Raw genomic sequence first — 13,253 nt, forward strand, 5'->3', positions numbered from 1 at the left:
TGGGAAGGCTCGGCGTCCAGTCGAGGTACCGTTCCCAGTTGGGAAGGTCAGTCTTCCAGCAGAGGCACCGTCCCAAGTTGGGAAGGCCTGCGCCCACTCGAAGGACGGTCCCAACTTGGAATCTGCGCGCAGCCAACGCGCCCGGAAGGGGTACTCCCGACACCAGGGCGAAAAAAAACCCGCTAAGCAAGCGGGCTTTTCAGTTTGATATTACTTGGGCTGGTGGTGGAATGTCTCGCTGATGAGCTCTCGAATTTGCGTCTCAAGCGCTTGCGACATCGCACCGGCTTTAATCTTCACGGTAAAACCGTTGACGTCCTTCGTAATAGACCCGGCCTGCTCTTTCCCCGAAAAAAACTTGTCAATGCTTCGCTCACTCGAGGAGCTAGGCTCCGAGGTCCGTCGTGTTGCCAGCGCCTTGATGGCTCCTGCGGCTTTACCCTGGTCCATCTTGCCAGACGCCACGAGCGGCCAGATCTCCTTCGCGGCATCGCTACCAGCTTCCCCGTACTTGCGGATCGTCGTCACGATCGCCTCCGCAGCGCTTCCGCCGAGCAACCGGGGCTGAAGGTCGAGGTCCTTCACGACGAAGTCTGGCAGCTGTGCAAAGCTAAGGAACCGGTAGAGACCGCTTTTGGAAAGACCCAGCGCCTCTGCCAGGCGTACCCGCGAGGGAAACTCCTTCTCCGACTGCCGGATAGACAGGGCAATTTCATAGTCGGACAGATCGTCGCGGCTGATATTTTCGACCATGGCGAGCACCGCCATGTCGGCATCAGAACACTCCACGACAACTGCTTTGACAGCATCCAGACCAAGCATTTTGTGAGAGCGCCACCGCCGCTCACCTGCCACGATCTGGTAACCCGTCTCGGCGCGGCGCACCACAATAGGTTGCATGAGTCCGACTTCACGAATCGACTCTGCGAGCTCCGACAGCTTGACTTCGTTGAACACGCGCCGAGGCTGCCATGGATTCGGGACGATGTCCGCAACAGCGAGTTGCGACGCGACGCCAGCGGCCTCCAACTCCTGGACACGGAGTTGCGCAACGGCCAATGCCCCGGTCAGGCCCGGTGCCGTCTGGGTACGGTCGTTGCGCTTGACCTCGTCTTGCTTAATCGCCGAGGTCTTTCGGATGCCCGCCGTCTTGGCCAGCAGCTGCTCTCGCATATTGCTCATTGCGCGTTCCTCCACTTTTCCGCATAGATATCATCCAGCCACCGGCAGTAATCAAAAATGGGCTGGCGCACGCGCTGCAGCGACTTGGATGCGCTATGCGTGCTGCTCACGTCAAACACTGTCGAGAATGCCAGCGCACCGGTGCTCATTACCGAGCTCGCAGGCACCTCAATCGGATGCAACCACTTTTCATAGGCACTCTCGGCCCAGGCACGCACAATCGGCGCGGACGAGGTGCGCCCATAGTCAACCTTGGATAGCAGCAACGAGACGAAGTCATATTTCTTGTCCGCCTCATACTTGATGAAGCTCTTGGAGACGTCTGAGAACAGACGCCAGAACGACAGAGAGCTGATGAAGTCAAGGTTCTCCGGGACCATCGGCATGACCATCGCATCTGCCGCGAGCAACGCGTTCAAATTCATGTACGAGAGCGATGGCGACGTATCCATCAGGATGTAGTCATAATGCTTGCGCAGCGGCTCTAATCCCTCCCGGAGCACCGTCCAGAAACGGAAGCCAGGTTTGATTTTCTGCATAGCGGGCAGATGAAACTCTGCCCCAATCAGTTCCGTGTGCGCGGGAATCAAATCCAGGCCATCCCAATAGGTAGACTGGATGCTACCCATCAGTCCCCCTTCGATCTGCTGGTCATAGATAAAGGGCAAGACCGTGTCTTCCGGCGTGACATCTTTTTCCGCATACAAGCCGCACAATTCCGAGAGCGAGGCTTGGGGATCCAGATCGACCACGAGGACTTTCCGACCGCGCAATGTCAGCCCTTGGGCAAGACACATGGTCGTGGTGGTCTTTGCGGACCCACCTTTTAGCTGGGCCGTGATAATGATTTTCCCTTCAGGCTCACGCGTTCCTGTGACCAGAGGCGTCTGATAGATGTCAGAAACCTTCTGCACCCAGATGCGTGCCTCCTCCAGCGTGAAGGTTCTGGTACGCCCTGTACCCGCGGCTTTTCCAGGCGGCAGGTCGCCGTCACCCTTGGTCGCGAGATACTGGACTTGGGAGTGAGAGATGTTGCACAACTCTGCAATCTCCCCCGTTTTGAAAATCGGCGCGGTTTTTCTCGGCCGAGGCGCGAGAATAGTTTCGCGAAGTTCGTCCGTGAAAATGGTGACCCTTTCCGCGAACTGGGATATCTGCTCTAGCGGTACAGTTCGGTCGACTGCAGGAAGTTGGCTCGTTTTCACCATTTTGAGGTTTTTCCGGAAAATTCGAGAAAGCTCAGAATACAGGAAATGCTTGAGTTATGGCGCATAAGCCGCTGATCTTCAACGAAAGTTTCGGGAAAAACAACAAATTTGCTTAATTTTTGGGCAGCTTGGGGATGTCTTGGAAGGCACGTCCTGCCTAACCACGTCCGTGAGCAGGTGCGCTTCCTATAACCGACAGCACAAATGACCTCACCTTCCTCCCGGAATCCGCATTCCACAGGGGCAAAGGTGAGGTCATTTGTGCAGTTCCATAGAACAGGTGAGGTCTCCTGGAAAGCTTTCAGCACAACGAACCTCACCTTCCCTCAGTGCCCCGAGAAGGTAGGGCAGCGCCGAGCGTTACTGCACAATCAACCTCACCTACAACTCGACCTCGCCCAGGCGTGCCCTCAGAACCAGCCATACCCCGGAGTGACGGTTATACAGATTCGCAAAAGTGCGAATGAAGATGGGTCATCGCGACTGTGAGGGCATTTCGGGGCGGCCAACTGCCTTGCTGCAAGGCGTCAAGCGGGCACAATAACCCTCACCATGCCCAACTACGTGTCATCGGCTGTCACCAAGGTGAGATTCATTGTGCAAAGCGGCATGGATCGTCGTCGCACAAATAACCTCACCTTAGCGTCTTGCACAAATAACCTCACCTAGGCGTCAAGGTTCTAATCGGCGCAGTGTCGAGTCAAGGAACTGGCGCTACTCCTCAGACTGATTCGCCAAGCAGTGCAGGTGCTCTGCCAGATCTCCCGGGTCCGCTTGTCGCCCGCTTACATGATTGAACCAGCGACGCATAAATGGGTACTCTACCTTGGCCACCTCCCGAGGACTTCGCGCGGCGCTTCGATTCGCGAGTGGTTGCGTGCTGTGGGTTGGATGTTTTTGAAGTAAACAACCTAACCCACAAACAGAGAAACTCGATATTCTTATAAATCAGAGACTTAACCTTCAAAAGGTGCGGTTCAATGTGTCAAAGGTGAGGTTCTCTGTGTTGTCATGGTGAGGTTTACTGTGTGGGGACGGTGAGGTCTATTGCGCGCGTTGGTGAGGTTCCTTGTGCTGATACTTCGAAGGTGAGATGTATTGTGCGGCACCTGTGGAAAAGTCCGATCCGGCTAAGCAGTTCACGGGCGTGGCGCCTCAAACGGTAAACATGGGTGAGGTTCGTTGTGCGCCAGGTGAGGTTTGTTGTGCGCCTCAAATTCCGTTCGGCCGAACTCGCGACGCCAATGGGTGATGGTGAGGTTTGTTGTGTTGACAGGACCTCACCATCACATGCTAGAGTGCCCGAGCACAAAAAAACGAGCGGGGAAAGACGAGTATGTCGACGGACAATCCGGTGGAGGTCAACGCGAGGACGACGCCTCGCCAGATGGCGCTGGCATTGTTCGAGGATATGTTCGACCTCGGGATGCCCATCAGCGAGGCCAACCGCGAAATCGGCTATCAGCGCAATAACTTCTTCACCGAAATCGTCAACATGGGGTTAGCGGCACGACGGTTTCTAGATGCCGCCTATTTCATCGTCGCGCAAGATCCCGAGATTCCTGACCAATACGATGTCGAGCTGAACTACTTCAAGTGGTTGATGCGCTATGACAGCCGTAACCTCAAGCATCTTCGAACCATCGCGGACGAAGCACAGAACGCCAAGATCCGGGTCACCAATACCCCATCGGACCGTGAGCCCGATGAGAACGATATCTGGATCCAGGTTCAGCTCATCGGCATGGTGGCCATGCACCGCGGACGCATCCGCTTCGATGTCCACCATAGCCTGATTCCCCATATTCGAGACCCCCGCAAGTCTCACTGGCTCAGCCTTCGCATCTCAACGGCTTTCACCCGCAGTCTCGCCCGCGCGATCTATGACAAGGTCTTGCCAAGCGTGCCCAACGGGCGTACGGACTGGATCAGGCTTGAGGAAATGCGCACCTGGCCAGGCAAGATGGGGGCGAACGCGAACATCTTCAAATACTTCAAGCGCGACTGGTTGGAGCCGGCGGTCCGCGAAATCAATGAGATCTCGGACATCGAACTCAGCTATGAGACCAAGACGGAGTCGACGTCCTCCAAGAAAGTCGATCGGATTCGCTTTCTCCTGAAACGCAAGGACACCGCCGACGCCGTAATGGCAAGCCTGTCCGATGCCAGCCAGATCTATAAGATCCTGAAGGACGAGTTCAACCTCTCCACACGCCAGTTCGGCGAGATCTCCGAGAATCGCGAGACATGGAACGACGATCGCATCCTGCAGGCAATCGAGTACACGCGGTTCAAACTCAATCGCGGCCAGATCAAGAAGAGTCCCGCCGGCTATTTGATGAAAGCCCTACGCGACAACTGGAGGATGTCCGACGCTGAACGGACGATGGTTCAGGTGCAGACCAAGCTGCTTGTCGAGGAAGAGCAGAAGGAAGCCGCGAAGATCGCGGTCAAGACAAGCGTGGAGCGCAGTGTCGCCTCGCGTGATGACGAGACCCGCGCTCGCATGAACGAAGAGTCGCGCCAGGGCCGCGAGCACTTCGGTGCGGCCGATACCAAAGCGCGACAGGAGTTTGCACGGGCATGGCTGGCCTCGCGCGAGGGCAAGCTCGTGCTGAAGCGGATGAAGCTGGACGCCTCGTCCGTGTCAGAAGAAGTGATCTTGGCCAACTCGGAGTTGGCATGGTATCTGGGCCAATTCGTATTTGGGCGCATGGCCGCGTCACGTGCCTGAGGGTCGCCGATTTCCTACTTTGCCGTAACTATTGCCTCCCACGGAACAGGTTGGTGGTAGACCTCTGAGACAATGCAGGCCCTCCCATGAATCGTGGGGCGCCGCCGCCACGCGGATCTCTTAGCCCCAGTATGCGAATCCCGGCGCAGTTTTACCAGGGCGAGCCAGTCACTATCGCATTCCCCATAGGAAGACGTCGAACGGGCCGCCGCGCAAATCGTCGAGCGGGCGGTGGAGCAGGTCGATTTACCCCATGGCAACGATCCGGATGATGACGATGCTCCCGATGCCGCCAAGCATCGCTGTCATCGTGGACCACGCTCTGCTCCCTGACCGGATGTATGCCGCACGGCACGCCAGCCAGACAGGCCAGCGATAAGCCATCCCAGCGGCAAGAGGCCTTCGAGGCGTAAGCGCGACGATACTTCCGGGCATTGGTTGCCGGCTCCTCTTGTCTCCTTGCGGGCCGCGTCATCGCGGCTTGCTGTTTGTCATGGCGGACTGTCAAGCCAATCCTATATTGGACAAAATGCCGATCGTGCTGCGCGATGCACCGCGATGCTCTCGCTAACAGGAGGGAAAGATGAACGACATCCAATCCGATCTATCCATGCGCAAGGACGCATTGGTACGCGACGTCGATACGCTGATGGCCGACGTACAGGCACTGCTTCATGATGTCAAAGCCGAGACTGGCGTAGGAGCCAGCCTTGAGCGCCACGCGCTCAAGGCCCGGCAGCGCGCGCTGCAGGAGCGCCTCGTTTCGCTGCGCGAAGACAGCCGCGCCAAAGTCTCCGAGTGGGCGACAACAACCGATCGCTACGTTCACGAGCATCCCTGGCAAAGCATGGGGACCGTGGCCGCCATCGCGGCAACCACAGGCGCTATCGTCGCGCTGGCTGCCAGCCACCGTTAGGGATTCGTGACTGCGGCGCCGGCGCGGCCGTGGCACCTGATAGTCCCGCATGGGGCACATGGTGTTGGCCATGCCGGCAAACGATACCAGCCCCTTGCGGAAGCCTCCGATCTGAGGGGTGACACATCTGGGCGGCAATACGGCAACTGTATCTGCCAAATCCGCCTGCCCTTGCGCGATACGCTGTGCGATCTGCCTGCGTGCGACCCGCAAGATGTTTATGGGGGAGGCCAGTCGTGAAAGGACTGACAAAGGAAGAATTGGGGAAGCTGGCGGCACAAATGGACGCTGAAGAGTCGCGTATCCGTGCTATCGCCGGAACTGCGGATTCGCCAGTGGTGACGCCAACACAACGTGAACACCTTGATGATGGTGAAGTGGCAGACGTAAAGACCGTGCAGCGCCAGGGCGACGCCATGCTGAAACACTATCGTATGCAACTGGCCGACATTGAGGCCGCCCAGTCACGGATGAGGAGCGGTCAGTATGGCGTTTGTGTCGACTGTCAGCAGGCCATCCCATTCCCACGCTTGCTCGCGTGCCCAACGGCCATGCGCTGCACGCCATGCCAGAATCTCCACGAACAGCCCATCACCGCCAGGCGCTGTAGTCACGACTATTCATCGCCGAGCTGACTTACTCGTTCCTGAGATCAATGCCGAAACCGCCAGCCAGTTCACAATCGATGATCCCGGCGGCGTAGGCAAAAAGCCAGTCCTCTGCTTCCTGCGGCGTTGCGGGCGGGCGGGCCCAGTCGGGCGTAAAGCGGATGCCCATGTCCTCGTTGCGTGTGGAGATCTGGACGCGCCCATTTGGCTTGCCCTGCTCAATCACGTCCGGCACGAACAAGGTAACGCGAAATCCCTTGTAAGAGCGCTTTTTTTCGAGCATTTCAGCCTCCGGCAATTTACGCAGGTCCGTGGCCGAGCTCCTGTGGCCGGGGTGGTCCCCAGCACTTTACGAATCGCCCGAGCGCTGGACATTCTTAAGCTCACGATATAGCGAGGCGCTGCTAATGCCTAGTAATGTCGCGTCCTGTACCGAGTTTCAGCAACAGGAACATCGGGATCATAGTGGAGCGGGCAGCCGATTTTGACCTAAACTGAAAAGTTCCGTCGCGCGCTTAGCGGCCGCTTTGGCGCTATGTAAATTCGCTGGTAGGCGCGGGCGAATGACAATGGGACGGGCAACACACTGTCATCTGCTGTCTGAATTGGCATGCGCCGCGTTCAATGCGCGCATGCCCCCAGCCTGGCCGCGCTGGGCACGTCGGCCGTGCAAGTCGATGAACGGGTGGTGGCTGCCGGCCGGAGTGCAGTGGCTGCGAGAAGCCGATCAACTGCCAGAATCCGGCTTGCGCCGCGAAGCGGGAGAGGTCGAATTGACCGGCAACTTCCTTTCCACCTTCGGTTGCTGGCTGCGCAACCGATCAACAGATGCCGGCCGCTCGCGGGCCTGGCTCGATTGGCAACTGCGCTGCGCAGAGCCTCTGGCCTTGCACCGTCCTGGCAATACCGGGGCCCGGCCGGGATGGACACGATCCCCCACGCCTTGATGGCGCGCAGGTAGCACAGTTGCACAAGAGGTTCGCTTAGTCGAAGGCTCTGTCACCGAGTAGTCCTGTCGGGTCGATCGAAAGCCATCCTCGCTCACCGAAATGGATGCAACGAGGGGCGCTGCAAAGCGCGACGCGTGCAATTTGCACACGACTGAGCATGCGCGCTCGTTTAGAACAGTATCGTGAACGAGACTATCCGACGTTGATTGTCTCTACCCGAACAGTACTCGAGTCACGCGGAAGTCGACATTCTGTTCGAGCAGGTGGGTGGCGAAGCTGTGTCGCAGCATATGCATGGATACGCGCTTATCAATCTGTGCATCCTGGGCGGCGGCATGGATGGCGCGATTGAGTTTGACGGACACTGATCGGCTCGATCGGATTGAGGCCCGGGAACAGCCAGGCACCGGCGAGCCCGCTTCCTACCCCTATGCGCTGGCCAATACGACCCTTCAGGTCAGAGGGAGCAGCGCAATAGGAGGAGCAGTGCCCATCCCGACGTCCACGAGTATCAAATCGATGCAACGACCTGCATTGCGGCTCACTTCGTCTTGCGATGCGCGGCTTCGCGAGCGACTTCGGTGACCAGTTCACGCAACCACTGGTGCGCAGCATCATGGCGGTAGCGAACATGCCAGGCCATATCCACCGGGAATGTCCCGAGGTCCACTGGCGCGGCCAGGACCTTCAGCCGCACATCGCTCGCAAGGTGGCGACAGATCAGGGCAGGTAGCGTCGCGCAGTAGTCCGTCGCGGCAACAAGTTCTGGAATGGCCATGAAGTGCGTGACCGATATCGCTACCTCGCGGCGAAGGCCGTGGCGCTGAAGTGTCTGGAAAAGGCCTGCGCGCAGGCGGCCGGGTGGCAAAACATTGACGTGCTTGAGCTGCTCGTACTGCTGCTTGGACATTCGCTTGTGTACATGCGGATGGTCAGACCGCACCACGCACGCAAGGCCGTCTTCCATCAGGGGCTGCACCACAAGGTTGTCGGGCGGGTCGACAATGCGGCCCAGCACCAACGCCGTCGCGCCGGAGCCTACGCCGGTCTCGGCCAAGTCCGTGCCGAACGGCACCAGCCGCAGCCGAATTCCCGGTGCTCGCTCACTCAATCGCGTGACAATTCCAGGCAACAGCACGAACTCGACGTAGCTGCTCGGCGCCAGTATGAACAGACGTTCCGCCTTGGTCGGGTCAAAGCCCTGCTGACCCAGTACCAGCTCATCCAGTTGGCCGACCGCAGCGGCGATGCCAGGCGCGAGCGATTCGGCCTTCTCCGTCGGCTGCATGCCGTACCGCTCGCGAATGAACAGGGGGTCCTGCAGCAAGTCCCGCAGTCTCGCCAGGGCATTGGATAGCGCCGGTTGCGTCATCCCTAGTCTCTCGGCTGCACGCGTGACGTTTCGCTCTTCCATGAGCGTCAGGAATACGGGCAAGAGGTTGAGGTCGTAGCGCATCCAGATATATTGGCAGGGATATAACTAGAATCCAATAAATAAATTGGATGAATGGAACGGCCGCGCACATACTGCATTGCAACGAGGGGTTGCTCTCCTATCTGGCAGACGGGGTTGCAGCACTTCTTCCATACCGCATTCGCACACAGCCACTGGAGCCGCCATGTTTACCGAACCTCTTTTCTCCGCCTCCCGCCTGGGCGCTATCGATGTCCGCAACCGCATTGCCATGGCGCCGCTTACACGGTCGCGCGCGGGCATGGACGGTGTCCAGACGCCGCTGGCCATCGATTACTACGCACAGAGGGCGTCGGCGGGCTTGATCATCACCGAGGCAACCAACATCTCTCGCCAGGGCCGTGGCTACGCTTACACGCCCGGCATCTACACCGATGCGCACGTGGACGCCTGGGCACCCGTGACAGACGCCGTCCATGCCGCGGGTGGCCGCATCGTGATGCAGTTGTGGCATGTGGGGCGCATGTCACATGTGAGCTTGCAGGAAGGCGGCGCTGCGCCCGTGGCGCCCTCCGCCATCCAGGCCAGCGGCAGCGTCTTTACGGAAGCCGGACACCTGCCGCCGTCGATGCCGCGCGCGCTCGCCACCGAGGAGATCGCCGGCATTGTGGAAGACTACCGAAAGGCCGCGCGTCGCGCGAAGGACGCCGGGTTCGATGGCGTGGAAGTGCACGCAGCCAACGGCTACCTCCTGGAGCAATTCCTGCGCGACAGCACGAACCACCGCGAAGACCGCTATGGCGGCTCCATCGAGAACCGCGCGCGCTTGTCGTTGGAAGTGGTGGAAGCTGTCGCCCAGGTTTGGGGAGCCGATCGTGTTGGGCTTCGCCTTTCCCCCCTTTCGACCGCAGTCGGGGACACGCCGCTGGACAGCACGCCGATGGAAACGCACGGCTACCTGGTTCGCCGGCTCGGCGAGATGGGACTGGCTTACCTGCATGTCGTCGAGGGACAGCTACACGGCCGCAACGGCGCCGCGACGTTCGACGTGCAAGGCCTTCGCGCGGCCTTTGGCGGCGCCTACATCGCCAACAACGGATACGACCGACAGCGCGCTCTAAACGCGACCGCTTCCGGTCACGCAGACATGATCGCCTTTGGCAAGCCCTTCATTGGAAATCCCGACCTTGTCGAGCGATTGCAATTGGACGTGCCTTTGTATGAGGCACCAGCAGCTACCTTCTTTGGGGGCGGTGCGGAAGGTTACACCATGCTGGAACGGGCCTAAGCGGGGCCAGCATGCTGGCTGGCCGGCGCCTTACGACCGAGGGTGTGTGAAAACGTTTCGATCACCTAGACTGGATCAACGCATTCAGATTGGGGGACCGGATGAAGCGATTCATAGAGGGAGAAGACCGCAAGCAAGCAAGCTACGCTGCTTCCAGAATGCCTCGATGATTTCATCGCCGAGGATAACCCCACCAGGATCATCGACGCGTTCGTTGAAGAGTTGGATCTCGAGTCGCCCGGGTTCGAAGGTGCCAATCCTTCGACTACCGGTCGCCCCTCATATCATCCTGCCGTCCTGTTGAAGATATACATCTATGGCTACCTGAATCGGGTCCAGTCTAGTCGCCGCCTGGAGCGCGAATGCCAGCGCAATATTGAACTGATGTGGCTCACCGGCCGTTTGGCGCCGGACTTCAAGACGATTGCAGACTTCCGCCGGGATAACAGCACAGGCAATTCGCAATGTCTGCCGTCGTTTCGTAGTTCTGTGCCGCGATTTAAAGTTGTTCTCGCAGTCGCTAGTCGCCATCGACGGCAGCAAGTTCAAAGCGGTCAACACGCGTGACCGCAATTTCACGGCGGGCAAGGTCGACAAGCGCCAGCAGCAAATCGAGGAAAGCATCCAGCGGTATCTCAGCGCACTGGAGACCGCGGATCGCACGCAGCCGGCGGAACTGGAACTCAAGACAGCTCGACTGCGCGAGAAGATTGCGCAACTGCGCCAGCAGATGCATCGCCTTGACCAGATAAAGGAAGAGCTCAAGACACTGCCAGACGGTCAGATCTCGCTGACCGATCCTGATCCGCGCTCGATGGCGACAAGTGGCAAGGGCTCCAGAATGGTCGGCTACAACGTACAGATGGCCGTAGATGCCAAGCACCATCTAATCGTCGCGCATGAGGTCACTAACACAGGCAGTGATCGTGCGCAGCTCAGCTCGATGGCTCAAGCCGCTCGCGATGCGATGGGTAAGGTCAAGCTTAGAGCCATCGCTGATCGTGGCTACTTCAGTGCGCAGGAGATCAAGGCGTGCGCCGATACGGGCATCGCTGCCATCTTGCCTAAGCCCACGACATCCAGCGCGAAGGCGGGAGGTCGGTTTGATAGGGCGGACTTCATCTACATTGCCCGAGACGACGAGTATCAATGTCCCGCTGGTGAACGCGCGATCTACCGCTTCACCAGAGAGGAACATGGACTGCGGCTACGCCGCTATTGGAGCAGTGCTTGCCCTCAGTGCGCCATGAGGTCGCAGTGCACGCCAAGTCCCTACCGGCGCATATCAGATGGGAGCATGAGGAAGTGCTAGAGGCCGTCCAGCGCCGGCTCGATAGGACGCCGGATGCAATGACGGTTCGGAGGCGAACCGTCGAGCATGTCTTCGGAACCTTCAAACATTGGATGGGCTACACGCACTTCCTGACACGCAGGCTACCGAATGTAGGCACTGAAATGAGCCTGCATGTTCTGGCGTATAACCTCAAGCGAGTGCTTAGGATTCTCGGGTTCTCGAAAACAATGAAGGCAATGCGCCTGGCGGGTGCATAAGCACCCATTTGAGCACCAAAAAAAAGGCTGAAAATAGCCTTCAAAGGACAATTTACGTTGCCGGCGCCGTGTTGACGTCGTCCCGACCGACTTGACTGAGAATCCGATCGATCAGGCCAAGCACTGGAAGGAACGCGCGTTGTGCGGCTCGAGAGACGTTTCCACACGGCCTCGACCCATTCCAGACTTTGGCGCCACCTCACAGCTTTTCGCTCAGCACCCATAGATCTTCTTCAAGTCACCTCGCTTATTTTCAGCGAAGAAGTTGCGCCAGAGTAGGAATTGGACAGAGCAGTCATTCGACGTTCTTCGCTCGGCCCTTCTCCGACGGTCGGCCGGTCCAGTTGTTCTGACTGAAGTCGCGACAAGAGCGGTCGCCCGGGTCGGTGTTGCGACCGTCGCTCGCAAGTTGCGATGCCGGGTTTTGGCAGACGATCCGGTGGCAATGCAGGAGATCAGGCTTATGTTGTCGGATCAGGCAATGAAGAGGCGAACGACAGATTGCTCCCGCAAGACCGCGAGATGCTCACGCTTGCCTCGAGCAGCGCTTTGATTGCCTTTGTCTTGATGCGCCGGACATCTGGGCTTGCGCCGATTAGCGTCAGACACGCGACTGCCTCGTTCTGAACATCGAGAATCGGCGCGCTCATGGCTGACAGTCCTGGGATGAGAACCGATTCCGCTTCGTCGTATCCGACTCGCCGGATCGTCGAAAGACGCTCAAGCAACTTCACTGGGGGCTGTTCATGGTTCTTCGAAACGGCCATCTCGATCAGGTCATCCCTGACCTGATCGGGGGTGAAGGCGAGCAGTACGCGGCCCGTGGCCGAGTTCGTTAATTGGAATGTCGAGCCCACCGATAGCGTTGTAATGAACGGCACATAGCTGCGTTCCCATCGCACGATAGTGGGGCCGCGATCGCCGAGCACACACAGGAGGGCGGGCAATCCCGTGCTAGAAACTAGCTGTGGCATCGCTTCGCTGGCGAGGCGCAGGTGATCAACACGGGCGAGGGCGGACGCGCCGATGCGTACCGCCGTCGGCCCAAGGTCGTAGAGACCGGTGACTTCATCCTGTACTGCGAGACCGCTTGCCATCAGGCTTGCGAGGTAGCGATGCGCGAGGCTGTTTGGCATGCCGATGGCGCGCGCCAGATCTCGGAGGGGTGTCGCCTTACCCGCCTCGACAAGCGCAAGAAGAACCTCCGTCGGCCGACTGAATCCGGCGCCGTCCTCCGCCATTGCCGGCAGCAGTCGGTGGCAGGTCGTCCGCCGACACCGCCGATGGTTCTGCGATGGTTTTTTTTGCTTTTGTCAAAGCCGTCGATACTCCTCTCGGAAGGGGGGCGAACCTCGGATTCAGGGTGCGCAAACGACTTTTGAGTTTATCACGGGCGATGACA

General features: G+C 58.8%; 9 protein-coding genes and 2 pseudogenes. 5 read left to right on the plus strand and 6 right to left on the minus strand.

What is annotated here, in order from left to right:
• Nucleotides 1-210: 210 nt before the first annotated feature.
• Both ACAD63_RS09650 and ACAD63_RS09655 read right to left on the minus strand, forming a co-directional pair.
• Nucleotides 211-1,182 (minus strand): ParB/RepB/Spo0J family partition protein, encoded by a 972-nt coding sequence (locus ACAD63_RS09650; RefSeq protein WP_133092929.1) that lies wholly within the window; start codon nucleotides 1,180-1,182, stop codon nucleotides 211-213.
• Nucleotides 1,179-2,390: a ParA family protein gene (locus ACAD63_RS09655; RefSeq protein ID WP_133092930.1), complete on the minus strand. Its 1,212-nt coding sequence runs from the start codon at nucleotides 2,388-2,390 to the stop codon at nucleotides 1,179-1,181. Before ACAD63_RS09655 ends, ACAD63_RS09650 begins: the two co-directional genes overlap by 4 nt.
• Nucleotides 2,391-3,726: 1,336 nt before the next feature.
• Between ACAD63_RS09655 and ACAD63_RS09660 the strand changes: the two genes are divergently transcribed.
• The 3 genes from ACAD63_RS09660 (at nucleotide 3,727) to ACAD63_RS09670 (ending at nucleotide 6,675) form a co-directional block, all read left to right on the plus strand.
• Nucleotides 3,727-5,124: a replication initiation protein gene (locus tag ACAD63_RS09660; protein ID WP_135706340.1), complete on the plus strand. Its 1,398-nt coding sequence runs from the start codon at nucleotides 3,727-3,729 to the stop codon at nucleotides 5,122-5,124.
• A gap of 583 nt (nucleotides 5,125-5,707) precedes the next feature.
• The gene (locus ACAD63_RS09665; protein WP_133092932.1) at nucleotides 5,708-6,040 is read left to right on the plus strand and encodes a DUF883 family protein; all 333 of its coding nucleotides are present in this window, start codon (nucleotides 5,708-5,710) and stop codon (nucleotides 6,038-6,040) included.
• A 236-nt stretch (nucleotides 6,041-6,276) separates the two neighbouring features.
• Complete coding sequence (locus ACAD63_RS09670; protein WP_133092933.1) at nucleotides 6,277-6,675, plus strand: TraR/DksA family transcriptional regulator; 399 nt, start codon at nucleotides 6,277-6,279, stop codon at nucleotides 6,673-6,675.
• Nucleotide 6,676: 1 nt separating this feature from the next.
• On the opposite strand, the gene ACAD63_RS09675 is transcribed toward ACAD63_RS09670, so the two are convergent.
• The 3 genes and pseudogenes from ACAD63_RS09675 to ACAD63_RS09685 all read right to left on the minus strand — a co-directional run bounded on the left by ACAD63_RS09675 (nucleotide 6,677) and on the right by ACAD63_RS09685 (nucleotide 9,054).
• A complete protein-coding gene (locus ACAD63_RS09675) occupies nucleotides 6,677-6,931 on the minus strand; it encodes a hypothetical protein (protein WP_135706341.1) in 255 nt (84 codons plus the stop codon).
• 879 nt (nucleotides 6,932-7,810) lie between these two features.
• Nucleotides 7,811-8,021, minus strand: a pseudogene (locus tag ACAD63_RS09680) (tyrosine-type recombinase/integrase); the annotation flags it as partial.
• A gap of 118 nt (nucleotides 8,022-8,139) precedes the next feature.
• On the minus strand, nucleotides 8,140-9,054 hold the full coding sequence (locus tag ACAD63_RS09685; RefSeq protein ID WP_133092935.1) for a LysR family transcriptional regulator: 915 nt from the start codon (nucleotides 9,052-9,054) through the stop codon (nucleotides 8,140-8,142).
• A gap of 163 nt (nucleotides 9,055-9,217) precedes the next feature.
• Between ACAD63_RS09685 and ACAD63_RS09690 the strand changes: the two genes are divergently transcribed.
• Both ACAD63_RS09690 and ACAD63_RS09695 read left to right on the plus strand, forming a co-directional pair.
• Nucleotides 9,218-10,300, plus strand: coding sequence for an alkene reductase (locus ACAD63_RS09690; protein WP_135706342.1), 1,083 nt, complete (start codon nucleotides 9,218-9,220; stop codon nucleotides 10,298-10,300).
• A 101-nt stretch (nucleotides 10,301-10,401) separates the two neighbouring features.
• A pseudogene (locus ACAD63_RS09695) lies at nucleotides 10,402-11,851 on the plus strand (IS1182 family transposase).
• A gap of 461 nt (nucleotides 11,852-12,312) precedes the next feature.
• On the opposite strand, the gene ACAD63_RS09700 reads toward ACAD63_RS09695, so the two are convergent.
• Nucleotides 12,313-13,092, minus strand: a complete 780-nt coding sequence (locus ACAD63_RS09700; protein ID WP_135706343.1) for an IclR family transcriptional regulator — start codon at nucleotides 13,090-13,092, stop codon at nucleotides 12,313-12,315.
• Nucleotides 13,093-13,253 lie beyond the last annotated feature (161 nt).

The organism is Cupriavidus sp. a3, assembly GCF_051015765.1.
GTDB lineage: Bacteria > Pseudomonadota > Gammaproteobacteria > Burkholderiales > Burkholderiaceae > Cupriavidus > Cupriavidus oxalaticus_A.

Excerpts from the sequence above, each read along its gene's own strand:
- ACAD63_RS09665 (WP_133092932.1), top strand. The coding sequence starts at position 5,708 with ATGAACGACATCCAATCCGATCTATCCATGCGCAAGGACGCATTGGTA.
- ACAD63_RS09675 (WP_135706341.1), bottom strand. The coding sequence starts at position 6,931 with ATGCTCGAAAAAAAGCGCTCTTACAAGGGATTTCGCGTTACCTTGTTC.
- ACAD63_RS09660 (WP_135706340.1), top strand. The coding sequence starts at position 3,727 with ATGTCGACGGACAATCCGGTGGAGGTCAACGCGAGGACGACGCCTCGC.
- ACAD63_RS09655 (WP_133092930.1), bottom strand. The coding sequence starts at position 2,390 with ATGGTGAAAACGAGCCAACTTCCTGCAGTCGACCGAACTGTACCGCTA.
- ACAD63_RS09690 (WP_135706342.1), top strand. The coding sequence starts at position 9,218 with ATGTTTACCGAACCTCTTTTCTCCGCCTCCCGCCTGGGCGCTATCGAT.
- ACAD63_RS09650 (WP_133092929.1), bottom strand. The coding sequence starts at position 1,182 with ATGAGCAATATGCGAGAGCAGCTGCTGGCCAAGACGGCGGGCATCCGA.
- ACAD63_RS09700 (WP_135706343.1), bottom strand. The coding sequence starts at position 13,092 with ATGGCGGAGGACGGCGCCGGATTCAGTCGGCCGACGGAGGTTCTTCTT.
- ACAD63_RS09685 (WP_133092935.1), bottom strand. The coding sequence starts at position 9,054 with ATGCGCTACGACCTCAACCTCTTGCCCGTATTCCTGACGCTCATGGAA.